This window comes from Rhodobacter sp. NSM, assembly GCF_052244495.1.
Lineage (GTDB): Bacteria > Pseudomonadota > Alphaproteobacteria > Rhodobacterales > Rhodobacteraceae > Cereibacter_A.
In genome coordinates this window covers 34,764-59,519 of the sequence record NZ_JBQPXH010000007.1, presented here as the reverse complement: position 1 = coordinate 59,519, position 24,756 = coordinate 34,764, and the positions used below count along the sequence as shown (strand labels likewise).

Below are 24,756 nucleotides of genomic sequence, written 5' to 3'. Positions count from 1 at the left end.
GTTCACGCAGCTCCGATGGGCTGATTCGCCTTGTTCCAGAAAACGAGACGCTTCTGCAGCCAGGCCACGGTGAAGAAAAGGGCTAGACCGAGGAGGCTGAGATAGAGGATCAGCGCGAAGACGCGCGGCGTGTCCATCTGGCTTGCCGACTGGCGGATCAATGCGCCGAAGCCGCGCCCGCCGCCGAGGAACTCGCCCGTGATCGCGCCCGCCATCACCCCCACGGCCGCGATCTTCAGGCCAGTGAAGATGTGCGGCAGCCCGTTCGGCAGCTTGAGCCGCACCAGCGTCTGAAGCCGTGACGCGCCCATCGCCTTGAACAGCATCCGCTCGTTCTCGGACGCCGAATAGAGGCCTGCGGCGGTCGAGACCACGATGGGGAAGGTCGCGATGAAGGCCGCGAGCGCCACCTTCGAGGCGATGTCGAAGCCGAGCCAGGCGATGAAGAGCGGCGCGAAGGCGACCTTCGGCATCGTGTCGATGGCCACGAGATAGGGCATGACCGCCCGCTCGCCGAACTTGGTCTCGCCCACGAGGACGCCGAGTGAGAAGCCGATGCCCGTGGCCAGCAGGAAGGCCCAGAAGACCGTCCGCGTCGTCGTCCAGAGCGCCTCGAGCATGTAGCCCCCCGAAAGGAGGTTCCTGCCGACGAAGATCAGGTCGTCGAGCGTCTCGCCGGGGCTCGGCAGGATGATGGGCGAGACCCAGGCCATGCGTGCGGTGGCCAGATCCCAGATCGCCACCACGACGACGGCGAGGGCGAGCATCGCCACCCAGCGCGGCACTCGGTCAATCAGCGCCTCGTGCTCGACCCAGACGGTGTCGCGGCTGTCGGGAGTGTCGGTCATTGGTGGGCCTCCTTGCCGAGCAGGTCGCGGATGTGGCCGACGATCTGGCCGAACTTCGGCGTGTTGATCATCTCGAGCGTGCGGGGGCGGGGCAGGTCGATCACGATCTCCTCGACCACACGCCCCGGACGCGGCTTCATGACGAGCACCCGGTCGGACAGGATCACCGCCTCGGCGAGCGAGTGGGTGACGAGGAAGGCCGTCGAGTCCTGCTCGGCGCAGATCCGTTGCAGCTCCATGTTCATGAAGTCGCGCGTGAGCTCGTCGAGTGCCGAGAAGGGCTCGTCAAGCAGGAGAACCGCCGGGTTGGAGATGAACATGCGGCAGATCGAGGCCCGCTGTGCCATGCCTCCCGACAGCTCGCCCGGGTAGACATGGGCGAAGTCGCCCAGGCCCACGAGCTGCAGGAGGGCCTGGGCATGGGGCAGGGCGGCCCTCGCCGCCGCCCGCCCCTCGCGGATCTCGATGGGTAGCACGATGTTCTCGATCGTGGTCTTCCAGGGCAGGAGCGTCGCCTGCTGGAACATCATGCCGATGTCGGGGCGCGGCCCCGTCACCGGCTTGCCGTCCAGCACGACGCGCCCCCGCGTGGGCGGCAGGAGCCCCGACATGATCTTCAGGAGCGTCGACTTTCCGCAGCCGGACGAGCCGACCACCGAGACGAACTCGCCCTTGCGCAGGGTCAGGTGGACGTCCTGAAGCGCGACCAGCCGGTTGTTGGCATAGGTCTTCGACAGGCGCTCGATCTCGTAGATCGGCCGCGCGGAGGCAGCCGGTTCCGAGGCCAGGGCACGGGGCTCCGCCATCGCCATCAGCTGTTCCAGCCGTCGACGAACTCGTTGGTGTAGACCGAGGAGAGGTCGGCGATCGGCTCCGACAGGGCGCCGGAGGCCACGGCCGAGTCGTGAATGGCCTGCCAGTGCTCGGGCGGCTGGTAGCCGTAGCCCTTGTCGATGTAGGCTTCGGTCGGCGTCATGCGGTTGACCACGCCGTCATAGAGCGATGCCGCGTAGTCCTGCTCGCCCTCCTGCGGGTTGCCGGCCGCGCAATGGGCGAGCGCCTTCTCCTTGTTGGCGGGATCCGAGGCGAAGCGCGTGCCGCGCACCAGCGCCCGGCCGAAGGCGGGGGCCAGCTCGGGCATCGCCTGCATCTGGCTTTCCAGCATCGCAATGCCATTGCCGAAGAAGCCGAGATATTGCTCGGGCGTGATCTCGCGCAGCGCAAGACCGCGGGCCGCAAGGATCGCCGCGTCCGAGACGGCACCGGCATAGCAGGCCACCTCGTCGCGCAGGAAGGCGACCGCTGCCGTGCCACCGTCGCCCACCGGCAGGAAGCTGTAGTCGGTGCCCTCGGCCATTCCGGCATCGGTGAGGATCGCCCGCGTGAAGGACACCTCGGCCCCGTCGGCGGTACCCACGCCGATGACCTGACCCTTGAGGTCGGCAGGCGCCTTGAAGTCGCTGTCCTCCTTCACGAGGAGGCCGAAGACCGACTTCGGATAGAGGTTGTAGAGGAACTTCACGTCCACTCCGCGCGCGCGTGCTCCGAGCGTGGGGCCGGGACCGGGCGCCCCGATCTGCGCCTGACCTGCCGACATGGCCTGCAGAACGGCGGAGGAGCCGTCGATCGCCTCGAGCCGCGGTTCGAAGCCTTCCTCGGCGAAGTAACCCTCGCCAACGGCGACCCAGTAGGGCAGCCAGGTCAGCGCCGAGGGGTTCGGCACGGCGAAGTTCACGGCCGTCTGTGCGCGGACGAGGGCGGGTGCGCCGATGGCGAGGCTGGCCACGCCCCCGGCGCTCAGAAGGCCGAAGCTGCGGCGGCTCATCCTGGTCGAGCTTGTCATGTCTCATTCTCCTCCCGTTGTCGGGAGTTCCGCCCGTGGCGAGCGGTTGCTCCCGCCAGTAGCGTATACCATTCCGCCTCTGAATCAAAAAAATATACGAAATGCCCGTTCAGACGTATTCGTATCTTGATCCGGGCGGGGATCCGGGGAACGCTTCTGTCCGACGAGTCGCCGCGTGATGCGGAACGGCTCGACCCGATGAGGAGGAGGAAACGATGGCGGACTATGTTCTACCTGCAGTGGCGCAGGCCCGGCTCGATGTCGTCGGCAGCGACGAGAAGTATCCGGTGCGCCGCGTCTACTGCATCGGCAAGAACTACGTCGCCCACATCCGCGAGATGAACGCGGACGAGCGCGACCCGCCGGTGATCTTCATGAAGCCCGCCGATGCGGTGGTGACGAACGGGGGCGAGATCCCCTATCCCGTCTTCACCGAGAACTTCCACTACGAATGCGAACTCGTGGTGGCGCTGAAATCGGGCGGCTACAACATTTCCGTCTCCGAGGCGGCGAGCCACATCTACGGCTATGCGGTGGGCCTCGACATGACGCGGCGCGACCACCAGAAGGGCGTGCTCGAGAAGGGCCTGCCCTGGGAGGTGACGAAGGCCTTCGACCTCTCGGCGCCGATCGGCCCGATCACGCGGGTCGAGGATTGCGGAGTGCTCACCTCCGGCCAGCTGCGGCTGGCGGTCAACGGAGAGGTGAAGCAGGACGCCGACATCGGGCTGATGATCTGGAAGGTGGACGAGATCATCGCGAAGCTGTCCGAGCAGCACCGGCTCGAGCCGGGCGACATCATCATGACCGGGACACCGGCCGGAGTGGGGGCGGTCGTGACCGGCGACGTGCTCGATTGCAGCATGGAGGGGCTGGAGCCGATGCAGGTGCGCGTCGGGTCGCGAGCGGCCTGAGGCCGCCCGTGACCCCGGCAGACCTCCTCGCGCTCGGCACCGCCACTCTGGCCGAGGCCTGGCCTCCGGCCCGGCTGCCGGGTCTGCCGCTCCGACCGCTCTCGCACGGGATGGCCCTGGCCGGACCCGCCTTCACGGTGCGCTGCCGGCCGGGCGACAATCTCGCGCTTCACCGCGCGATGGCCGCGGCGCAGCCGGGCGAGGTGCTGGTGGTCGACTATGGCGGCAGCCTCGAGAGCGGGCCCTTCGGCGAAATCATGGCGCTCTCCTGCCGGTCGCGCGGGATCGCGGGGCTGGTGATCGACGGTGCGGTGCGCGACAGTGCGCAGATCGCGGCCGCGGGCTTTCCGGTTTTCGCCCGCGGCCTCGACATTCGTGGCACGAGCAAGACCGACCGGGGCGAGACAGGCTGCGTTCTGGACTTCGGGCGCGCGACCGTGGCGCCGGGGGACGTGGTGGTCGCGGATGCGGATGCCGTTCTGATCCTTCCGAGGGGCGATGCGGAAGCGGCGCTTGCCGCAGGCCGCGAACGCGCCGCGCGCGAGGAGGAGATGAAGCGCCGCATTGCAGGAGGCGAGACGACGCTGTCGATACTGGGCCTGATGAAGGAGGTTTGACATGATCGAGACGGTCGCCATAGCCGGCACCGGGCGTATGGGCACGGCCTTCGCCCGGCGTCTTTGCGAAACGGGTCATCGGGTGCGTGTCTGGAACCGCAACCCCGACCGGAAGGCAGCGGCCGTCGAAGCGGGCGCAGAGGCGGTGTCTCTGCCGGACCTCGCCCAAAGCGACCTGATCCTTCTGTCGCTGACCGATGCTCCGGCCTCGGCATCGGTGCTGGACGGCATGGGGCCCGCGCTCGACGGGCGGCTGGTGGTCGAGATGTCCACGCTGCTGCCGGAGCAGGCCGAGGCGCTGGAAGCCCAGGCGATGGCTGCGGGTGCCTCCTTCCTCCACTGTCCGGTCGGCGGAACGGTGGCGCCCGCGCTGAAGGGGCAGCTTCTGGGCTTCGCAGGCGGAGCCGAGGAGCACCTTGCCCGCGCGCGTCCGGTGCTCGACCATCTCTGCCGCCGGGTGGAGCATATGGGCCCGGTGGGCGCTGCGGCGCGCATGAAGCTCGCCGTGAACCTGCCGCTCGCACTCTACTGGCAGACGCTGGGCGAGAGCCTCGCGCTGCTGCGCGGCGCGGGCATCCAGCCCGATCTGGCGATAAGCCTGATGGCCGAAAGTTCCGCCGGGCCGGCGGTCCTGAAGACCCGGGCACAGGTGGTGGTCGACACGCTTCTCGGCTCGGACCAGTTGGGAACCTTCGACATCGCCGGCCTCTCGAAGGACCTGCACCTGGCGCTCGTCCTCGCGGCCGCCGAGGGGGCGGAGCTTCCGCTCGCCCGCGCGGCCGAGGCCCGGTATCGCGCTGCGCTGGATGCAGGTCTCGGCGCGCTCGATGGTGCGAGCCTCGCGAGGCGGGTGGCGCTGGACTGATGGAGCTGCTCTCCTCCGGCACGATCGCGGCGCTGATCGCGGCCCTCGCGGCTGCGGGTGCGCTGACAGGCTTTCTCGCCGGGCTCTTCGGGATCGGCGGCGGGGCGATCTCGGTCCCCGTCTTCTTCGAGGTCTTCCGGCTCATCGGCCACCCGCCGGAGGTGGCCATGCCGCTCGCCGTCGGCACCTCGCTCGCGGTGATCGTGCCAACCTCGATCGTCTCGGCCCGGGCGCACATGCAGCGCGGAACAGTGGATATCGATCTGCTGAAGCTGTGGGCGCTGCCGATCCTCGTCGGGGTCGCCATCGGATCGGCTCTGGCCAGCGTCGCACCGCCGAAGGTGTTTCAGGGCGTCTTCGTCGGCGTGGCGCTGGTGATTTCCACCAAGCTCCTCACAGGGGGCGGCTGGCGCCTCGGCGAGGGTCTTCCGGGCCGCGCGGTGATGCGCGCCTATGGCGCGGTCATCGGGCTGGTCTCGGCCCTCATGGGCATCGGCGGCGGAGCGATCTCGAGCCTGATCCTCACGTTGCACGGCGTTACGATCCACCGCGCAGTATCGACTGCAGCGGGAGTGGGCGTGCTGATCGCGATACCGGGCACGCTGGGCTACATGATCGCGGGCTGGGGTCAGCCCGGCCTGCCCCCGGATGCCTTGGGCTTTGTCTCCACCGCCGCCTTCCTTTTGACCATTCCCACCTCGATGCTGACCGCGCGCCTCGGAGTTGCGCTGGCGCACCGGCTGTCCAAGAAATCGCTGGAACGGGCCTTCGGCTGCTTCCTCCTGATCGTCTGCGCACGCTTTCTCGCGGCGATGGTGCTTGCGGATCCCTGATCCCGAACGGTGCAGGCGGCGCCCGGCACCTCGCCGCGATCGAGCGGGACGCACATGGCCCGCTGCGTTAGGTCGAAGCACTCCGGGCTCGGGTTGCCCGTCAGCCTGCTGCCGCCTTGCGGGAACAGACGATGCGAGGATCCGTGGGTTCCGCCGGGGTCAGCTGTCCACCAGATGAAACAGCTCTGACAGCAGCCGCGCGAGCGCTGCATCCGAGAAGGGCTTGTCGAGCTTCGCCGTGATGCAGCTCGCCATGCCCCCCGGTAGCTCGGCATATCCGGTGGCGAGGACGATCGGCAGGTCCGGACGCATCTCGTGGACCTGCCGCGCAAGCTCGTTGCCGGTCATCCGGGGCATCGCCTGATCGGTGATCAGAAGGTCGATGTCGTCGCGCTCGCGCATCGCTTCCAGAGCCTCCGCGCCGGAATGGGCCTCGATCACCTCGTGGCCGAGTTCCTCGAGCATGCCCACCGTTCCCATCGAGACAAGGATGTCGTCGTCGACGGTGAGGATGGTCAGCCGATGCCGCGGTTTCCGCGCCGGATCGGCCACCATGGGGACGGGTGGGGCTACCGGCTCGGGCCGCTCCGGCTCGTGGAAGACGGGCAGGTAGATGAAGGCGGTCGTGCCCGCCCGGGGGCGGCTTTCGAGGCGGAAGGAGCCGCCCGACTGTTTCGCGAGCCCGTGGATCATCGACAGCCCGAGACCCGTCCCCTTGCCCACGCCCTTCGTCGTGAAGAACGGCTCCATGGCGCGGGCGAGCGTGGCCTCGTCCATGCCGCCACCCGTATCGGTCACCCAGATCTCGAGATAGGACCCCGGCGCGAGGTCAGCGGCTGCCGTCTCGTCCACGGCGCGCGCGCCGATGGTCAGACGGCCGTCGCCCTCCATCGCGTCGCGGCCGTTCAGGGCGAGGTTCAGAAGTGCCATTTCCAGCTGGTTGGTGTCCGCCCGCACCTTCGGAAGCGTCTCGGGGATCTCGATGACGATCTCGATCTGGGGGCCGAGCGATCTCTGCAGCAGGTCGCGAAGGCCGGGCAGCACCTGACCGAACTCGAGGACCCCGACGTGAAGGTCCTGCTTGCGGGCAAAAGCCAGCATCCGCTGGGTCAGACCAGCGCCGCGCTCGGTCGCGGCGATGGCGTTGTGCAGGAACCGCAGCGTGTCATGACCGGGCGGAAGCCGGCGGATCGCGATCTCGATGCTCGATCGGATGGCCATCAACAGGTTGTTGTAGTCATGCGCGATGCCACCCGTCAGCTGCCCGATCATCTCGAGCTTCTGGCTCTGGCGCAGGGCCGCCTCTGCAGTCGCGAGCGCTGCGTCCCGCGCGCGCCGCTCGGTCACGTCGCGCCCGGCCGCGAAGATCTTCCCGTCATGACCCGAGGCCGTCCACGCAAACCAGCGATAGCCGTCGTCCCGGTGCCGGAGGCGGCATTCGAAGGGGTCGGTGAGGGGCGAGACTGCCGCGGAAGCGAACACGCGCCCGGCCTCGGCGGCATCGTCGGGATGGACGAAGGAGGTCAGCGGGCGGTCGAGCATCTGGTGCGCCTGCCATCCCAGAATGCGCGTCCAGGCCTCGTTCACCACGGCGAGCGTCCCATCCGCCGATACCACGGCCATCAGGTCGAGCGACAGGTTCCAGGCCTGGTCCCGCTGGCGGGTCAGGTCGTGGACCTTTGCCTCGCGCGCCGTCACCTCGTCGTGGATGTCGGTGCAGGAGCCGTACCACCTGACGATGCGGCCGCGACTGTCGCGGGCGGCCTGAGCGCGTCCCAGCACCCACCGATACGCGCCCGACCGGTGCCGGAGACGATATTCGATCTCGTAGGGCTCGCCGCTCGCGAGGGAGCGGTGCCAGGCCGCCCAGGCGCGCTCCCGGTCGTCGGGGTGGAACATCCCGTTCCAGGCCTCTCCGTCCGTCGAGCCTTCGGGCACGCCCGTGAATTCGTACCAGCGCGCGTTGTAATAGTCGTGGTAGCCGTCGGGCAGGGTCGACCAGATCATCTGGTCGACCGTGTTCGCGATGGCGTGGAACTTTGCCTCGCTGTCGCGGACCTGTCCCTCGCGGAGCAGCAGTTCCTCCATCCGCTCGCGCGCCTCGTGCTGCCGGGCCCGAGCCTTCAGCGCCGAGCGGACGGCCCGCAGGAGCTCCTCCGAGTGCAGCGGCCGCGAGAGCAGCACCGCATTGCCCAGATTGTCCATCCGCCGGCGGGCCTCGGGCGAGCGCGTCCCGGCCGTGGCATTCGCGAGCACGATGAAGGGAAGGTCCGACCAGGCGGGCTGACTGGCCAGGGCATCCTCGAGCATGGGCAGGTCGGGCGTGCTCAGCGCCTCTTCGGTGGCGAGAACCGCGCCCACCTGCCGGCGCACGAGCCCGGCCAGATCATCGGGCGAGATCGCAAGGATGGTCCGGACCCCGTCCCGCGCCAGAAGGCCGCCGGCCACGGTCGCATCGCGTCCGTAGGGCGCCAGAATGGCAACGGCATCGCGGACGTCGTCCTCGTCTCCGCCGGACGAGGAACTCCGCAGATGCCCTTCGCTCACTTCCCCTCTCCTTCGCCCGACCGACGTATCGGCATCAGCGTGTCGTCGCTGCGGGAATAGACGGGATTTCCCGACAGGATGCCGCTGAAGCTGCTGATCGGCTCGCCTATACTGATGCCGGACCGGTCGATCCTGAATTCGCGGATGGTGCGTTCGTGATCCGTGGTGCGGGTCTTCAACACCGCGATCGACTTCCGCAATTGTCCCTCGGCCTCGAAGAAGCGCATCAGCATCACGGTATCGGCAAGAAAGCTGATGTCGATGTCGCTACGCAGGTCGCCCATGATGCCGTGCTGCCCGAGCACGAGGAGCGACACGACCCCCTGTTGTGCGAGGTAGCTCAGAAGTTCGTGAATCTGCAGCACGAGGAAGTTGTCGCTCGGCATCGAATGCAGGTAGGCGTTCAGGCTGTCGATCACGACCATGCCCGCCCCGGAATCCTCGACGGCGGAGCGCACCGCGCTGGCGAACTCGCCGGGAGACAGCTCTGCCGGATCGACCTGGCGGATCGTCAGCCGGCCTTCGTCGATGTAGGGCTGCAGGTCCATCCCCAACGTCCTAGAGCGCATCATCAACGTGGCAAGGCGTTCGTCGAAGAGGAAATAGGCCGCGCTCTGGCCTCGTCCGAGCGCCGCGAGCAGGCATTGCACCGCCGTGGTGGTCTTGCCCACTCCCGCAGGGCCGATCAGCAACGCGTTGGTGCCGGGAGTGAGCCCGGAGCCGAGCAGCGCATCCAGCCCTGGAAGCCCGGTGCTCACGACTTCCGACGCGAAGTCGCGGCCATGATCCGCGGCCACCAGCCTGGGATAGACCTCGAGCCCGCCCTTTTCGATGGTGAAGTCGTGAAAGCCGCCGCGATATTTCATTCCGCGCATCTTCACGATCCTCAGGCGCCGCCGTTCGGCGCCGAAATCGTTGGCGAACTGCTCGAGCGAGATCACGCCATGCGCGATGGAGTGCAACTGGAGGTCACCGGGATCGGCGGTCCGGTCGTCCAGCACCAGAACGGTGCAGTTTCGGCGCGCGAAGAAATGCTTCAGCGCGAGGATCTGGCGGCGGTAGCGCAGGGGGTTCTGCGCCAGCAGGCGAAGCTCGGACAGGCTGTCGAGCACGACGTGCAGGGGGTTGGTCTGCTCGACGCGCTCGATCACGCCGCGGACCGTCTCGCCCAGTTCGACCTCGCTCGGATGCAGGAGAGACTGGTCATTCTCCGCCCCGAATTCGGCCTCGGCCACCATCTCAAAAAGCTGAATGCCGTCGAGTGTCCAGCCATGCGAACGGGCCACCGCCCGCAGTTCGTCCTCCGTTTCGGACAGCGTGATGTAGAGGCCTGTTTCGCCGCGGTTGCGACCCTCGATCAGGAACTTCAGGCCCAGCGTCGTCTTGCCCGAACCGGGTGTTCCTTCGACGAGATAGAGGCGGCTCGGCGTCAACCCGCCTCGAAGGACTTCATCCAGACCCGACGTGCCGGTGGAGATCCGGCTTTGGGGATTGCTCGCGACCGTATCCATTGCTTGCCTCTGTACTGCGGTCAGTGCTTGCGGGTCGATGCTTCCAGCCATCACGCAAGAGGTATCAGGCGGAAGGGGTTTCTGCCAGTTTTATAACCTAATCAATTCGGTGCAGCGTCAAGTGTATCCTGCCCGGATCTGGCGCTCAATGCGAGGGGTGCGGGCGAACCCCGCGGACAAGAGGCGCGGAAGGCCGCCAGGGACCGGCCGCCTTCCTCTGCCGCTCATCGCGCCTTCGCCGATGCGCGTCGTCCCTCCGTGCACCCCCGGCCGGGGTGGACGGATCTTCAAGGTGATCGGCGACCCGAGCAGTGCGGGCCGCCGGCGCGGCCATTGAAGGGAACGATGACGAGATGACGGAACGCGCCCGGACGAGCCTGCACGTCGCCGGCCGCTGCTGCACGGGCGGCTTCTCGGACGAGGAGCACCGGGTTGCGAAGCCGGACCCCCGTTCCTGATCGTCGGGAAGGAATGCGCCGCGCCGCGCATCCCGGCTAGATCCAGAGTGGGCGCCGGCCGCGCCGCAAGGGTGGCGTCATTCGGCAAGGACCGGACGGCGCATGCGGCCCGGCGGCTTGCTGCGCCTCCGGGCCGTGACCGTGATCGTTTCAGGCCAGATCCTCCGGCAGGAGAGCAGCCGGGATGTTCTGGTAGCAGACCGGGCGCAGGAACCGGCGGATCGACAGCGTTCCGACCGAGGTTGCGCCGAAGTTGGTCGAGGCGGGATAGGGGCCGCCGTGAACCATCGCATCCGCCACCTCGACGCCGGTCGGGAAGCCGTTCGCGAGGACGCGCCCGGCCTTGCGCTCGAGGATCGGCAGAAGGCGACGCGCGAGATCGGCATCGGCCGCATCCATGTGCAGGGTCGCGGTCAGCTGGCCCGCGAAACTCCGGGCGAGGCCGATCATCTCTTCCGCGTCGGCGACGGTCACGATCAGGCCGAGCGGGCCGAAGACTTCTTCGGCAAGGCCGTGATCGTCGAGCCACTGCTGCCCTGTCACCACGAAGAGCGCCGGCGCCGCGTTGCGCCGGTCGCAGACCGAGGTCACGAGATCGCGCACCCCCGTCCCGCCGCCGATGCGCGCCACCCCCTCGCGGTAGGCCGAGGCGATGCCGTCGGTCAGCATCACCTGCTCTCCCACCGAGGCAAGCGCCCCGACCGTCGCACGCCCCAGTGCTTCGGCCTGGGTCTCCAACACGACCGCGATGCCCGGGTTTGTGCAGAACTGCCCCGCGCCCATGGTCAGCGAGGCGGCCCAGCCGCTGGCGATCTCGCCGCCGCGCGCGGCCATCGCCTGCGGAAGCAGGAACATCGGGTTGACCGAGCCGAGCTCGCCGAAGAACGGGATCGGCTCGGGCCGGGACGCGCAGAGGTCGTAGAGCGCGCGGCCCCCCGCGAGCGAGCCGGTGAAGCCCACCGCCTTGATCCGCGGGTGCTGGACCAGCGCCTGCCCCACGTCGCGCCGACCGCCCTGCACGAGGCTGAAGACCCCCGGATGCAGCCCGTGCGCTTGCACGGCGGCATGCACCGCTTCGGCGACGATCTCGCCGGTGCCGGGGTGGGCGGAATGGCCCTTGACCACCACCGGGCAGCCCGCGGCCAGCGCCGCAGCCGTGTCGCCGCCTGCGACCGAGAAAGCCAAGGGGAAGTTCGACGCGCCGAAGACCGCGACCGGGCCGATCGGCCGCTGCATCATCCGCAGGTCGGGGCGCGGCAGCGGCTGGCGGTCGGGCAGCGCCGCATCCTGGCGCCGGTCGAGGTAGTCGCCCTTGCGGATGTGGTCCGCAAACAGCCGCAGCTGGCCCACCGTGCGCCCCCGCTCGCCCTGGAGGCGGGCCGGCGGCAGGCCGGTCTCGGCGCTGCCGATCTCGGTGATGGCCTCGGCGCGCGCCTCGATCTCGTCGGCGATGGTCTCGAGGAAGGCCGCGCGGTCCTCGCGCGTCGAGTAGCCATAGGACCAGAACGCCTCCTCGGCCTCCTCGCAGGCGCGGTCCACCAGATCTACGGTGCCGACCGAGAACGCATGGCCCTCGCCGCTCGCGGGTTCGCTCTGGAAGGTTCGGTCGCTGCCGATCCAGTCGCCCGCGATGAGGTGCTTGCCGTGGGGGGTGAAGCTCATGTCTCTGCCTTTCCTGTCAGCGGCCGGTCTTCTTCCGCCACTCCTGGTATTTCTGCTGATGCTCGTCCCTCGTGCAGGGATAGAGCCCGATGATCGGAGTTCCAGCCCTTACCTCTTCCAGAACGAAATCCTCGAAGCTCTCCATGCCGGTGCATTCCTCGGCAATCTCGTCCGCGAGATGTACGGGGATCACCATCACGCCGTCGCGGTCGCCCACCATCACGTCGCCCGGAAACACCGCCACATCGCCGCAGGCGATCGGCACGTTGATGTCGAGTGCCTCGTGCAGCGTGAGGTTGGTGGGCGCCGAGGGCTTCGCGCAATAGGAGGGCATATCGAGGGCGCCGATGCCCTTCGCGTCGCGGAAGCCGCCGTCCGAGACCACCCCCGCCGCACCCCTCAGCGCGAGGCGGGTGATCAGGATCGACCCGGCGGTGGCGGCACGGGCGTCCTTCCGCGCATCCATCACCAGCACCCAGCCGGGCGGGCAGGTCTCGATCGCCACGCGCTGGGGATGGTCCTCGTTGCGGAAGACGGTGATCGGGTTGCGATCCTCGCGCGCGGGGATGTAGCGCAGGGTGAAGGCCTGCCCCACCATCGTCTCGGCCTTGGGGGCCACGGGCGCCACGCCCTGGATGAACTGGTTGCGCAGCCCCCGCTTGTAGAGCGCGGTCGCGACCGAAGCGGTCGAGACCGCCTTCAGCCTGGCGCGGGTCTCGTCGGAGAGGGTGTGGTCGGTCATCGGGTGCCTCAGAAGATGTCGGGTTCACTGGCCTTTCGGCCGAAATCGGTCTGGAGGAAGTCGAAGTCGCAGCCCTGGTCGGCCTGCGTGACGTGGCGCGAGAACATCCATCCCCATCCGCGCTCGAACCGCGGCTCGGGCGCCTGCCACGCGGCGCGGCGGCGGGCAAGCTCGTCCTCGTCCACCAGCATGTCGAGCCGCCGGGCCGGCAGGTCGAGCCGCACGGTGTCGCCGGTGCGAAGCAGCGCGAGAGGGCCGCCGATGAAGGATTCCGGCGCCACATGCAGCACGCAGGCACCGTAGGAGGTGCCCGACATCCGCGCGTCCGAGATCCGCAGCATGTCGCGGTGACCTTGCCGGATCAGCGCCTTGGGGATCGGCAGCATCCCCCACTCGGGGAAGCCCGGACCGCCCAGAGGGCCTGCGTTGCGCAGGACCATGACGTGGTCGGGGGTGATGTCGAGGCTCTCGTCATCCACCGCCTTCTTCATCTCGGGGTAGCTGTCGAAGACCAGCGCCGGGCCTTCGTGGACGTGGTATTTCGGGTCGCAGGCGGCGGGCTTGATCACCGCCCCGTCGGGGCAAAGGTTGCCGCGCAGCACGGCGAGCGATCCCTCGGCATGGACCGGGTTCGTGAGCGGCCGGATCACGTCCTCATTCCAGACCTGCGCGCCTTCCAGGTTCTCGCCCATCGTGCGCCCGGTGACGGTGAGCGCGGTCAGATCGAGCCGGTCCCCGATCTGCTTCATCAGCGCGCGCAGGCCGCCGGCATAGTAGAAATCCTCCATCAGGTAGTCCTTGCCCGAGGGCCGGACGTTGGCGATCAGCGGCGTGACGCGGCCGAGCGCGTCGAGATCGTCGAGCGTCAGCTTCACGCCTGCGCGCCGTGCCATGGCGATCAGGTGGACCACGGCGTTCGTAGAGCAGCCCGTCGCCATCGCGACGATGGCCGCGTTGCGGCAGGCGGCGCCGGTCACGACCTTGCCGGGGGTCAGGTCTTCCCACACCATCTCGACGATGCGGCGGCCGCAGTCGGCCGACATGCGCTGGTGGTTTGCGTCCACCGCCGGGATCGAGGAGGCGCCGGGCAGCGTCAGCCCCATGGCATCCGCGATGGCCGTCATGGTCGAGGCCGTGCCCATCGTCATGCACACCCCGGCCGAGCGGGCGATGCCGCCCTGAATGCCCAGCCACTCGGCGTCCGAGATATTGCCCGCCCGCCGCTCGTCCCAGTATTTCCACGCGTCCGAGCCCGAGCCCAGGATCTTGCCGGCGTAGTTGCCGCGCAGCATGGGCCCCGCGGGCAGGTAGATCATCGGCACGCCCGCGCTCAGCGCCCCCATGACGAGGCCCGGCGTGGTCTTGTCGCAGCCCCCCATCAGCACCACACCGTCGAGCGGGTGCGAGCGGATCATCTCCTCTGTCTCCATCGCCAGCATGTTGCGGTAGAGCATCGAGGTCGGCTTGGTGAAGCTCTCGTCCACCGACAGCGACGGCATCTCGACAGCAAAGCCGCCCGCCTGCAGGACGCCGCGCTTCACGTCCTGCGCCCGCTCGCGGAAATGCGAATGGCAGGTGTTGAGCTCCGACCAGGTGTTCAGGATGCCGATCACCGGCCTGTTGCGGAAATCCTCCTCGGAGTAGCCGAGCTGCATCATGCGCGAGCGGTGGCCGAAGCTGCGGAGGTCGTCGGGGGCGAACCAGCGCGCCGAGCGCAGGTCGCTTGCATCTTTTCGGGTCATGGTCCTTATCCGGTGAAGGCGAAGAGAAGCCAGGTGAGCACGAGCGTCAGGACCGCCCCTGCGACCTCGGGCGAGTTGCCGAAGTCGTGGCGATCGCGCTGCTCCTCGGCTTCGTAGGAGGGAGCGGCGAGGTCCTCTTCCTGGCGCGTGAGTTCGTCGTCGGTCATCTTCATGGTGTCACCTCACTCGAGCATCGAGGGCAGCCAGAGCGCGAGCTCCGGGATGAACAGGACGAGGAACAGCCCCACCGCCTGCAGCGCGATGAAGGGCAGCACGGCGGCGAAGATCTCCTGCAAGGCGATGTCCTTCGGCGCTACCGACTTCAGGAAGAAGCAGGCCGGACCGAAGGGTGGCGAGAGGTAGTAGATCTGGATGTTCATGGCGAAGAGCACGCCGAACCAGATCGGGTCGAAGCCGAGGTCAACCACCACCGGCGCGAAGATCGGAACCGTGATGAAGATGATCGCGATCCATTCGAGGAAGGTGCCCAGCACCATCACGATCAGCATCATCACCACGATCACCCAGATCGGCGCGATGTTCAGGTCGGTCAGCACGCCGCGCAGGAATTCGCCGCCGCCGATCCGGTTGTAGATCCCGATCAGCGACACGGCGCCCAGCACCAGCCAGATGATGGAGCCGACGGTCAGCACGGTCTGGCGCATCGCGTCGCGCGACATCCGCCAGCTCAGCTCCTTGCGGACCGCGGCCACGACCAGCGCGCCCACGGCGCCGACGGCCGCAGCTTCCGTCACGGTGGCGATGCCCGAGTAGATCACGCCGAGCACGGCGCCGATCAGGATGCCCGGCAGGATCACGCCCTTGAGGAACTTCAGCCGCTTGAGGAAGGGCAGGCCCGTCTCGGGGATGTCGTAGATCGGCGCCATCGCCGGGTTCATCCGCACCCGGGCCAGGATATAGGTGATGTAGAGCGTGGCGAGCAGCAGCCCCGGCACGGCGGAAGCCGCGAAGAGCTTGGTGATCGAGACCTGCGCCGCCAGCCCGTAGACGATCAGCACGACCGAGGGCGGGATCAGCGTGGCCAGCGCCCCCGCCGCGCAGATGATGCCGATCGAGAGCTTGCGGTCGTAGCCCAGCCGCAGCATCTGCGGCAGCGCGATCAGGCCGAGCATGACGATCTCGCCGCCCATGATCCCGGACATGGCGGCCAGCACCACAGCCACGATGCAGGTCTGCACCGCGACAGAGCCGCGGAACCGCCCGCCCATGATCGCCATCGAATCGAAGAGCGACCTCGCGATGCCCGACCGCTCGAGCACATTGGCCATGAAGACGAAGAAGGGAACGGCGATCAGTTCGTACTTGTGCAGCACTTCCGAGACGTTGGCGGCGACGATGAAGAAGCCTGCGCGCTCTCCGAAGTAGAGGATCGCCGTGCCGAGCGACACGGTGAGGGTGGTGATGCCGAGCGGCACGCCGATCGCCATCAGCGCGAGAAGGGCGGCGACGATCAGGAAGGTGATGACTTCAATGCCCACCGGAGACGTCCTTTTCGGTGTGCTGCACCCAACGGATCAGGTTCGCCAGCAGCTGCATGAGGTAGAGCACGCAGCCCACGACGATCAGCAGCTTGAGGAGCGTCGGCTGGATCGAGTTCATGGCGGTGCCGGAATATTCGGTGCGGCGGAGAACCTTCATCGCCGGCCCCCAAAGGGCCATGGTCAGCACGAAGACCGCGCCGAACGAGATGATCATCTGCAGCAGGCGGAAGATGCGCCACACGCGCGGGCCGACGACGAGTTCCAGCATGGTGATCGAGATGTGCCGATGACGCTCGGTCACGAACCCGACCGAGAGCACCCAGGCGGTGGCGCAGAGCATCATGGCGACCTCGACCGACCAGGTCGTCGGGCTGTCGAAGCCGTAGCGCAACACGACCTCGAGCGCCGAGACCGCGATGCAGGCGAAGAAGAGAACGGAGCAGCCCTGTCCGATGAAGACGCTCGCGCGGTCCATGGCATCGGCATAACGGGCGAGAAGGCGTTTCATCGCGTCTCACCGGATGGAGGGGGAAGGGCGCCGCAGCATGGGCGGCGCCCGGCAATCGGCCTCAGTTCTGGAAGAGGCCGATCTCGGTCATGTAGGCGATGTTGGCGTCCAGCGCTTCCTGCGCCAGCTCGGATTTCTGCGCATAGGCTTCCCACTGCTTCCGCGCCACTTCGCGCAGTTGGTCGCGGTCTTCCTGCGGCCAGTCGATCACCTCGATCTTGTCGCCCGCGTCGTCGCGTGCAGCGAGTTCGGCATCAAGGCGCGTCACCTCGGCGGCCATGGCATACATCGCATCGTACCACCAGTCGCGCAGGGCCGTCCGGTCCTCGGCCGAGATCGACTCCCACCGCTCCTTGTTGATGGTGAACTGCATCGAGGGCATGGAATGGATGCCCGGGTAAAGTGGATAGGGCGCTACGTCATGCATGCCTGTCGCGTCGTTGTTGACATAGGCCGAAGCATCTGCGGCATCGACGATACCCTTTTCCAGCGCCCCGTAGACTTCGGAGAACGGGATCGAGACCGGCGAGGCACCGGCGGCCTCGAACACGGCAGCGGCCAGACCTTCGGGCGAGCGGATCTTCTTGCCCGCGAGATCCTCGAAGCTGCGGATCGGCGTGCGCGCCGGAAGCGACTCCTTGGAATAGGGGCCGCAGGCCACCACCTGAACCTCGCCATCCGTCACCGCGTTGGCCGCCTTCTGCATAACCGCCTCGCCGCCGCCGTCCTTGCAGAAGCCCAGCATCTGTTCGGGCCTGTCGTAGCCCGAGATCAGGTCGCCCATGATCGCGTAGGCGGGTTCCAAGCCCGAGAAGTAGTTCACCGAGGTGAAATCGCCGTCCAGCACACCCGCGGCCACCGCCTCTGGAGTTTCCTTTGACGGCACGACCGAGCCGGAGGGCGTCAGCACGATCTCGATCCGGCCTTCGGTCATCTCGGAGATCTTCGGAAGCCACGTCTCGGTCAGGTATTGGGTCGAGAAGTCACCCGCGTTGAACGAGGTCTGGATGTTCAGCGTCTCTGCATGGGCCGCACCCGCCAGCGCGCAGACGGACGCGGCCAGAGCGGCCGTTCTGGAAAACTGCATTTTTTCCTCCCTGAGAATCAGGCGGGACCTCCTCTGCCCCGCGACAACTCGAACACTAATATATTAGTGTATGATCGGCAAGCTCAGTGTAGGCTTTGTGTGGTGCGGAAGCGGCAGAGGGATCCGATGGGCGGCAGCGTGGCAGAGCAGATCAGCGATCTCGGGCATAACGATGCGGCAGTGCGACCGCTCCGCCTGCGGCGGCTGTCGGCGAGCCAGCAGGTTCACGACGCGCTGCGCGAGCGCATCGTGTCACTGGACCTCGTGCCGGGCCAGAACCTGTCCCGCGCCGAGATTGCCGACCTCTTTCGCGTCAGCCAGACGCCGGTGCGCGATGCGATGCTCAAGCTCGAGGAGGAGGGTCTGCTCGTCGTCTATCCGCAGTCGAGGACCGAGGTCGCCCGCATCGATGTCGAACAGGCGCGGGAGACGCAGTTCCTCCGGCTCTCCATCGAGCTGGAGGTGACGCGGCGTCTGGTGGAGGCGGGCGACGCCGAGCAGCTGCGCCTGGCCCGCAGGGTGCTGAGTCTCGGCGAGACGGCGCTGGCCGAGCACGACATGGACCGGTTCGCGCGACTCGACCGCATCTTCCATCAGTCGCTTTGCGAAGCCGCTGGCGTTTCGAGGCTCTGGGACCTCGTGACGGCCCGGTCAGGACATATCGACCGCTTGCGCAACCTGAACCTGCCCGATGCCGGCAAGCCGGATGCGATCCTCTCGGCGCACCGCCAGATCATCTCGGCCATAGAAGCCGGCGATCTCGACGCGGCCACTGCTGCCGTCCGAGGACATCTGTCGGGGACGCTGGCTACCGTCGAGCAGATCAAGGCACGCCACCCCGACTACTTCTGACAGGGGCATGTCCCGACGGAAGATGCCTGTCTGGTCGTTCCGGACTGCCCTTCAACCGGACCATCTGCCTTCATTGCCGACCCGGCTTCGCCGGAGGCCTTCGACGACGTGGATCCGTCCGGGCGCTGACGGAAGCCCGTGTTCGCCGGGCATGGCAGACAGGCGCGGAGGTCCTGACCTCGCACGCGGGGCGGCCGGTGATCGTGCAGCACGGACAACCCCTCGGCCGGTGCGGGCGTTGGCGCAGGGCATCGAGGCACTCCTCATCGCTGAAGCCATCGCGCGGCCCCGAGTGTCGCTGATCCGGGCGGCGGGCATTTGTGCCCGTTGCCGCAGATGCAGGCTGCCTTCGCCCGATTTCATCGGGTCAGCAGGCAGAAAGCCCTCGGGCGCGAAAGATGTCGCGGGCGGCCTCGGCCTCCTCGGGGAAGGGTGTCCGTGTGTCGGCAAGCCGGTAGGGGAGGCCGAGCCTCTCCCATTTGGACCTGCCGAGCTGATGGAAGGGAAGCACCTCCACAAGTTCGACCGCGGGCCCGAGACCTGCAACGTAGTCCGCCATCCGGCCCAGCTCTTCCGGTCCGTCGCTCCAGCCGGGCACCAGCACGCAACGGATGCGCATCCGCTTGCCGAGCCGCACCATGCGTTCGGCACAGTCCAGCGTCGGCTGAAGTGGCTGCGAGGTGAGTGCCCGATGGCGCTCAGGGTCGATGTGCTTGATGTCGAGCATCACGAGGTCGATCGCGTCGAACCACGCATCCTCCACCCGATCATGCAGATGACCCTGAGTGTCGAGCGCGATGTGCAACCCGAACCGCTCCTTCACCGCACGCGCCACCTCGCCGACGAATTCCGCCTGCACCAGGGGTTCGCCTCCGGAGAAGGTCACGCCTCCGGCAAACTTCAGGAAGCCTGCATAGGGCGCAACCTCGGCCAGCAGATCCTCGACGCCGACGGGTCGTCCGGCGTGCAGCTTCCAGGTATCGGGATTGTGGCAGTAGAGGCAGCGGAACTGGCAGCCCGACAGGAAGAACACGACGCGCATGCCGGGTCCGTCCACCGCCGCGCCGGTCTCCAGTGAATGCAGGAAGCCCCGGCAGCCGCTGCCGCGCGGGGCACGGACCGCGCCTGCAGATCGGGGAGGAGGGAGATGGACGGTCATGCCCGGGCCTCACATGCCTGCGTGGAAGGTGCGGCTGATGACGTCGATCTGCTGGGCGCGGGTCAGCTTCACGAAGTTCACCGCATATCCCGAGACCCGCACGGTCAGTTGCGGGAAATCCTCGGGATGGTCCATCGCCCTTTCGAGGGTCTCGCGGGTCAGCATGTTGACGTTGACGTGGAATCCGCCGGCCATGCAGAACCCGTCGAGGCAGTTCGAGAGGTTCGCGACCTGCTCGGCCGCCGTGTGGCCCATCGAGCCGGGCGTGGCGCTGGCTGTCCAGGAGATGCCGTCGAGCGCCGTGTCGTAAGGCAGCTTGGCGACCGAGGCCCCCGCCGCCACGAACCCCTTCCGATCGCGACCGTTCATCGGGTTCGCGCCGGGTGCAAAGGGCGCGCCGGCACGCCGGCCGTCGGGGGTGTTGCCGGTCTTCTTGCCGTAGACCACGTTCGAGGTGATGGTCAGGATCGACTGCGTCGGCGTGGCATTGCGGTAGAAGCAGGGCTGGCCCGCCACCTTCTTCATGAAGGTCTGCGTCACCCAGACGGCGATCGCATCCACGCGGTCGTCGTTGTTGCCGAAGGCCGGATAGTCGCCCTCGATCTCGTAGTCGACCGCAAGGCCCGCCGCGTTGCGGATCACCTTCACCCGCGCATGGCGAATCGCCGAGAGCGAGTCCGCCACGATCGAAAGTCCCGCGATGCCCGTAGCCATGGTCCGCAGCACGTCGCGGTCGTGCAGCGCCATCTCGATCCGCTCATAGGCATACTTGTCGTGCATGTAGTGGATCGCGTTCAGGGCCTTCACATAGGTCCTCGCGAGCCAGTCCATCGCGCGTTCGAACCTGTCGATCACCTCGTCGTAGTCGAGCACCTCGGCGGTGATCGGCTCCAGCCCGTCGGCGACCTTCTTGCCCGAGATCTCGTCCACTCCGCCGTTGATCGCATAGAGCAACGCCTTCGCGAGGTTTGCGCGCGCGCCGAAGAACTGCATCTGCTTGCCGATCCGCATGGCCGATACGCAGCAGGCGATGCCGTAGTCGTCGCCCCATTTCGGCCGCATCAGGTCGTCGTTCTCGTACTGGATGGCCGAGGTATCCCTCGAGAGCCTCGCGCAGAAATCCTTGAACCCGCGCGGCAGGCGAACCGACCAGAGCACGGTGAGGTTCGGCTCGGGCGCGGGGCCGAGGTTGTAGAGCGTCTGCAGAACCCGGAAGGAGCTCTTGGTGACGAGCGTGCGCCCGTCCTCGCCCATGCCGCCGATGGCTTCTGTCACCCACGTCGGGTCACCCGAGAACAGCTCGTCATAGTCGGGCGTGCGCAGGAAGCGGATGATCCGCAGCTTGATGACGAGATCGTCGAACAGTTCTTGCGCCGCAGGCTCCGTCAGCCTTCCCGCCGCAAGGTCCCTCTCGAAGTAGATGTCGAGGAAGGTCGAGACCCGGCCCAATGACATCGCGGCGCCGTTCTGTTCCTTGACCGCCGCAAGGTAGCCGAGATAGGTCGCCTGCACCGCCTCCTGTGCCGTGGCGGCGGGGCCGGAAAGATCGACGCCGTACTTGCGCCCCATCTCCCGCAGCTCTTCCAGCGCGCGGAACTGCTCGGAAAGCTCCTCGCGCAGGCGCAAGGTGTCCTCGTCGAACACGGCGTCGTCGAGCGCATGAAACTCGGCCTGCTTGGCGGCCTTCAGCCGGTCGATGCCGTAGAGCGCCACGCGACGATAATCGCCGATGATCCGGCCGCGGCCATAGGCGTCGGGCAGGCCGGTGATGATGCCGGACTTGCGGGCCGCGATGATGTCGGGCGAATAGGTATCGAAGACGCCCTGGTTGTGGCTCTTGCGATACTTCGTCCATATCTCCGAGACGGTGGCATCCGGGCTGAACCCGTAGGCCTCGAGCCCGCCCTCGACCATCCTGAGGCCGCCGTTCGGCATGATCGCGCGTTTCAGGGGCGCGTCCGTTTGAAGTCCGACGATCAGTTCGTTCTCTCGGTCGATGTAGCCCGCATCATGCGCGGTGATGGTGGAGGCCCGGTCGCTCGAGACGTCGAGGACACCCTTCTCCCGTTCGAGCTTCAGCAGATCCGCGACTCGCGCCCAGAGGTTCCGGGTCCGCGCCGTCGGCCCGGCAAGAAAGGCGGCATCCCCGAGCCAGGGCGTGTAGTTCTCCTGAATGAAGCCGCGTACGTCGATGCTGTCGCGCCAGGTGCCTGTCGTGAACCCGTCCCAGGGATCGGTAACGGCGTTGCTGAACGGGGCGTGGGTGAGGGCATTCATGGGGCGATCCTCTTCCGCGGGTCGGGATGCCTGCGGCCTGAAAATAGAAGGGCGGAAGATCATCTCGTCGGGGCGTCCGGGCAGCGGCTTCGGGCGGCTCGGCAAAAGGATCTTCCGACCGAACCAAACGCGCAAAAGCGCGCGATGGCAACGCGACGCGGCGCGCGAGGAAGCCAGAAAACAGCTTTGTTTCAAAGGGTTGAATGCTGGATCTTGACGGGTTTGCAGTTACGGAATGACAAGAATGTTGCTTGAGCCAGGCCAGAAGCGATCAGATATGACGCGCCGCAGCATTGTTTCGGCCAGCAGCCCTCGCTCGACACTTCCTTGCGGGCCAGACCCTTTCCGCCCGCGGGGATTCTTCGCAGGGCAGAAGAGGCTTCTGCCCGGCTCTGCTGCACAAAGCCGCTGAAGACGGAGCTACTCCTTTCCCCGGACACACTTATCCCACGGCCTCGGTTACGGGTCTGCCGAGCGCGGTGAGACCGTTGGCTAGACGAACCTGAAGCTCGGCAACCCGCCTATCGCTGCCGGTGAACACGACCGCCCGGATTTCCAGTGTTTCTTCATCGATCCCGAGGTGAACCTTGCGCCAGATGCGGCGTTTGGAGCCGCCATGCTTGCGGGCATTCCACTCGCCTTCACCCTCAACCCTGGTCCCGGTGCTGTCGATCGGAAAGGTGCAGCGGCCCGTCCGAGCCACGATGCGAGATGTTCACGGCCAGGGTCTTCTGGCGGCGCGACAGCATGCTGAAATCCGGCACTGACCAGTCGAGCCCGCTCAACTGCAGAACGCTCTCGACGAAGCCCGCCGTCTGCCTGAGTGCCATGCCGAACAGCCCTTTCATCGTCAGGCAGGACTGGATCGCAGCGTCGCTGCAGGTGCGCTGCCGTCCCTGCTTGCCGGTCGGCCTGGCCTCCCACGTCATCTCGGGAACGAACCAGATCGTCAGCGAGCTCCGGCGCTTGAGCGCCTCGTTACAGGCCCGCCAGTTCCTGATCTTGCAGGTCGGGGGTGTCCGTCTGCTCATGCCCTTCAGCTATGACGCTGGACGCTTGAGGTGAATCGCCCGCGAGCTTTGTGAAACAGAGCCCCGGCATGGTAGCCCATGACTTCCTCCATGATGATGATAACAGAAGCGTGAGGCCAAGATCGCGCTGCTACAATCACCCCGTCTACGGAAAGGCAGTCGCTACTGCTGGGGGTCAGGGCCACCTCCGCATGTTCTTCAGCAGCTCGTTTCACCGAGCGAAAGGGCGAGGTCCAAGAGTCCCCGCCGTTTCGTCGCCGGGATCGCGAGGAAGTGGCGCACGAGGTCCGCAGCCTCCCGATCGAGCTCGGAGGGGAGTGAGACGACCTCCTCGCCAAAGAAGAAGCCGACCGGTGCCTCGAGCGCCAGCGAGATGTCCCAGAGCCGCGAGGCACTCACGCGGTTCTCTCCGGCCTCGTATTTCTGGACCTGCTGAAACCTGATGCCGATCGCCTGCGCGAGCTGCTGCTGCGACATGCCACGCATCCATCTGCGGTGTCTGATGCGGCGGCCGACCTCGAGATCTACGGGATGAGTCATTCTCTGACTTCCGGTTGGCCTGCCTCTCGCAGAGGATGGACGTTGCATTCTGCCGCCTTGTTGCAGCTTCTGGTTGCCACGCCCAGCCGGGCAATCGCACGCATGCTCCTGCGCACCCCTCGCCCTCCGTACGAGCAGAAGCACGCCAGCCGGGCAGAAAACTGGCCGGAAGGATGGCGCCACCACCCATAAGGGCGGAATGCGCATTCCGATGCGCCGGCTTTCGACGGCAGTCAGGGCGTGAAGGGTTTTAGTTGGCTGATGCGGCCAGTAGCGGCGATGGATGGCGCGGGCTGGATGGAGGACGCAGGTCGGGATGCCGCCTTGTCGGTTGCGGGAGGGCCGTGTCGGTTTGCCGTCTCCCACAACACAAGGCCCTTTGTAGCAGACCTCCCTCCGCGTCGGTCGAACCCTCGCGCGGCCTCGGTGACTTAGCCGCACAGAGGCGCTGTGCGCAAATGCGTCGCGGCACTGTCGAAGGTGCCGTGGGCGGACTGGGGGCCCGGGCAATGGGCGGCCTGCACCGCCGCACTGACGTCGCTTGAAAGCCTCACGATGTCGGCGGCACCGAAACCGGCACCTTCTCGGCCGAGGCCGCTATGGCTGCGGCACCCGATCTGGCAACCCTCGCCGGCTGGCACTTCGATACGCTCGGTGAGGGCGTGGCGCAGCTCGAAGCGGCCGGGATTCTGGTCGTGGCCATTGACTACGACGCACAGACGGTCGATGCGCACCTTGCGTCCACCCGGCTTCTGGGCGCGGTGGTGGGAGAGCCCGGGCCAGCCGAGGCACGGGCCGCGCTCTACGCGGAAGAGATGGCGGATACCGCCCACCCGCGTCGCCCGCGCGGGTGACACGTCCCCAGCGTCTAAGTGGAGGTGGCGCAGAAGGGGCCGGGCGCGATCGGCAACTTCCATGAAAACGGGATATGGGCCCGCGGGATCGAGAGCGTCGGCGGCGACAATATCGCCAAGGGCCGGATCGAGAACCGGGCTGCCGCTTGCGGTGTGGATCGTCGTCCCGGCCTCGGCCTTCGCGATGACGCTGGACGCCTGCGGCCTGATCCACGCCGCCGCACCTGTGAGGGGCCTCGCCCGAGGTTCTGGTGCTGGCGGGCATCACCACGCTGTTCTCCTTCCAATACCTGCAATCGCTCCTGCAGTTCCTCGCCGCACCCGAGGTGCTGCGGCCGGCTGATGACCGAGGGCTCTCCGGCCG

At 67.2% G+C, this 24,756-nt stretch carries 21 protein-coding genes and 1 pseudogene; 6 read left to right on the top strand and 16 right to left on the bottom strand.

The genetic code is table 11. From position 1 onward, the window contains the following. Positions 1-2 precede the first annotated feature (2 nt). The 3 genes from ACTVZP_RS14520 to ACTVZP_RS14510 are packed head-to-tail and all read right to left on the bottom strand — an operon-like array spanning position 3 to position 2,691. Complete coding sequence (locus tag ACTVZP_RS14520) at positions 3-848, bottom strand: ABC transporter permease (protein ID WP_443212873.1); 846 nt, start codon at positions 846-848, stop codon at positions 3-5. Continuing rightward, a complete protein-coding gene (locus tag ACTVZP_RS14515; RefSeq protein WP_443212872.1) occupies positions 845-1,660 on the bottom strand; it encodes an ABC transporter ATP-binding protein in 816 nt (271 codons plus the stop codon). The genes ACTVZP_RS14520 and ACTVZP_RS14515 overlap by 4 nt, the downstream gene beginning before the upstream one ends. Next, positions 1,660-2,691 (bottom strand): ABC transporter substrate-binding protein, encoded by a 1,032-nt coding sequence (locus ACTVZP_RS14510; protein ID WP_443212871.1) that lies wholly within the window; start codon positions 2,689-2,691, stop codon positions 1,660-1,662. The genes ACTVZP_RS14515 and ACTVZP_RS14510 overlap by 1 nt, the downstream gene beginning before the upstream one ends. A gap of 215 nt (positions 2,692-2,906) precedes the next feature. Between ACTVZP_RS14510 and ACTVZP_RS14505 the strand changes: the two genes are divergently transcribed. From ACTVZP_RS14505 to ACTVZP_RS14490, 4 genes are read left to right on the top strand one after another with little or no spacing between them, the layout of a single operon-like run. Further along, positions 2,907-3,605 carry a fumarylacetoacetate hydrolase family protein gene (locus tag ACTVZP_RS14505; RefSeq protein ID WP_443212870.1) on the top strand — a complete coding sequence of 233 codons (699 nt, stop codon included), beginning with the start codon at positions 2,907-2,909 and terminating at the stop codon, positions 3,603-3,605. Between the two features lie 8 nt (positions 3,606-3,613). Next, positions 3,614-4,222 carry an RraA family protein gene (locus ACTVZP_RS14500; RefSeq protein WP_443212869.1) on the top strand — a complete coding sequence of 203 codons (609 nt, stop codon included), beginning with the start codon at positions 3,614-3,616 and terminating at the stop codon, positions 4,220-4,222. Position 4,223: 1 nt separating this feature from the next. Then, positions 4,224-5,087: an NAD(P)-dependent oxidoreductase gene (locus tag ACTVZP_RS14495; protein WP_443212868.1), complete on the top strand. Its 864-nt coding sequence runs from the start codon at positions 4,224-4,226 to the stop codon at positions 5,085-5,087. Beyond that, a complete protein-coding gene (locus ACTVZP_RS14490; RefSeq protein WP_443212867.1) occupies positions 5,087-5,920 on the top strand; it encodes a sulfite exporter TauE/SafE family protein in 834 nt (277 codons plus the stop codon). The genes ACTVZP_RS14495 and ACTVZP_RS14490 overlap by 1 nt, the downstream gene beginning before the upstream one ends. A gap of 159 nt (positions 5,921-6,079) precedes the next feature. On the opposite strand, the gene ACTVZP_RS14485 is transcribed toward ACTVZP_RS14490, so the two are convergent. The 9 genes from ACTVZP_RS14485 to dctP form a co-directional block, all read right to left on the bottom strand. Further along, complete coding sequence (locus ACTVZP_RS14485; protein ID WP_443212866.1) at positions 6,080-8,467, bottom strand: PAS domain-containing protein; 2,388 nt, start codon at positions 8,465-8,467, stop codon at positions 6,080-6,082. After that, positions 8,464-9,978, bottom strand: a complete 1,515-nt coding sequence (locus tag ACTVZP_RS14480) for an ATPase domain-containing protein (protein ID WP_443212865.1) — start codon at positions 9,976-9,978, stop codon at positions 8,464-8,466. The genes ACTVZP_RS14485 and ACTVZP_RS14480 overlap by 4 nt, the downstream gene beginning before the upstream one ends. Positions 9,979-10,586: 608 nt before the next feature. Further along, positions 10,587-12,098, bottom strand: coding sequence for an aldehyde dehydrogenase (NADP(+)) (locus ACTVZP_RS14475; protein ID WP_443212864.1), 1,512 nt, complete (start codon positions 12,096-12,098; stop codon positions 10,587-10,589). Between the two features lie 16 nt (positions 12,099-12,114). Further along, a complete protein-coding gene (locus ACTVZP_RS14470) occupies positions 12,115-12,840 on the bottom strand; it encodes a ribonuclease activity regulator RraA (protein ID WP_443212863.1) in 726 nt (241 codons plus the stop codon). A gap of 8 nt (positions 12,841-12,848) precedes the next feature. Then, positions 12,849-14,582: an L-arabinonate dehydratase gene (gene araD, locus ACTVZP_RS14465; RefSeq protein WP_443212862.1), complete on the bottom strand. Its 1,734-nt coding sequence runs from the start codon at positions 14,580-14,582 to the stop codon at positions 12,849-12,851. Between the two features lie 5 nt (positions 14,583-14,587). Beyond that, on the bottom strand, positions 14,588-14,755 hold the full coding sequence (locus ACTVZP_RS14460; protein ID WP_443212861.1) for a hypothetical protein: 168 nt from the start codon (positions 14,753-14,755) through the stop codon (positions 14,588-14,590). A gap of 9 nt (positions 14,756-14,764) precedes the next feature. Next, on the bottom strand, positions 14,765-16,081 hold the full coding sequence (locus ACTVZP_RS14455; RefSeq protein ID WP_443212860.1) for a TRAP transporter large permease: 1,317 nt from the start codon (positions 16,079-16,081) through the stop codon (positions 14,765-14,767). Next, positions 16,071-16,592, bottom strand: a complete 522-nt coding sequence (locus ACTVZP_RS14450; RefSeq protein ID WP_443212859.1) for a TRAP transporter small permease subunit — start codon at positions 16,590-16,592, stop codon at positions 16,071-16,073. The genes ACTVZP_RS14455 and ACTVZP_RS14450 overlap by 11 nt, the downstream gene beginning before the upstream one ends. Positions 16,593-16,653: 61 nt before the next feature. Next, positions 16,654-17,679, bottom strand: a complete 1,026-nt coding sequence (dctP, locus tag ACTVZP_RS14445; protein ID WP_443212858.1) for a TRAP transporter substrate-binding protein DctP — start codon at positions 17,677-17,679, stop codon at positions 16,654-16,656. A gap of 126 nt (positions 17,680-17,805) precedes the next feature. Here dctP and ACTVZP_RS14440 point away from each other — a divergent pair, with 126 nt between their 5' ends. Then, positions 17,806-18,531 carry a GntR family transcriptional regulator gene (locus ACTVZP_RS14440; RefSeq protein ID WP_443212857.1) on the top strand — a complete coding sequence of 242 codons (726 nt, stop codon included), beginning with the start codon at positions 17,806-17,808 and terminating at the stop codon, positions 18,529-18,531. Between the two features lie 367 nt (positions 18,532-18,898). Here the strand turns inward: ACTVZP_RS14440 and pflA are convergent, their stop codons facing one another. The 4 genes and pseudogenes from pflA to ACTVZP_RS14420 form a co-directional block, all read right to left on the bottom strand. After that, a complete protein-coding gene (gene pflA, locus ACTVZP_RS14435; protein WP_443212856.1) occupies positions 18,899-19,690 on the bottom strand; it encodes a pyruvate formate-lyase-activating protein in 792 nt (263 codons plus the stop codon). Positions 19,691-19,699: 9 nt separating this feature from the next. After that, positions 19,700-21,967 carry a formate C-acetyltransferase gene (pflB, locus tag ACTVZP_RS14430; RefSeq protein ID WP_443212854.1) on the bottom strand — a complete coding sequence of 756 codons (2,268 nt, stop codon included), beginning with the start codon at positions 21,965-21,967 and terminating at the stop codon, positions 19,700-19,702. 523 nt (positions 21,968-22,490) lie between these two features. Then, positions 22,491-22,998 (bottom strand): annotated as a pseudogene (locus ACTVZP_RS14425) (IS5 family transposase); the annotation flags it as partial. Positions 22,999-23,196: 198 nt separating this feature from the next. Continuing rightward, positions 23,197-23,538 (bottom strand): helix-turn-helix domain-containing protein, encoded by a 342-nt coding sequence (locus ACTVZP_RS14420; RefSeq protein WP_443212853.1) that lies wholly within the window; start codon positions 23,536-23,538, stop codon positions 23,197-23,199. Between the two features lie 599 nt (positions 23,539-24,137). Here ACTVZP_RS14420 and ACTVZP_RS14415 point away from each other — a divergent pair. Further along, on the top strand, positions 24,138-24,392 hold the full coding sequence (locus ACTVZP_RS14415) for a hypothetical protein (protein ID WP_443212852.1): 255 nt from the start codon (positions 24,138-24,140) through the stop codon (positions 24,390-24,392). The last annotated feature ends 364 nt before the right edge of the window (positions 24,393-24,756 follow it).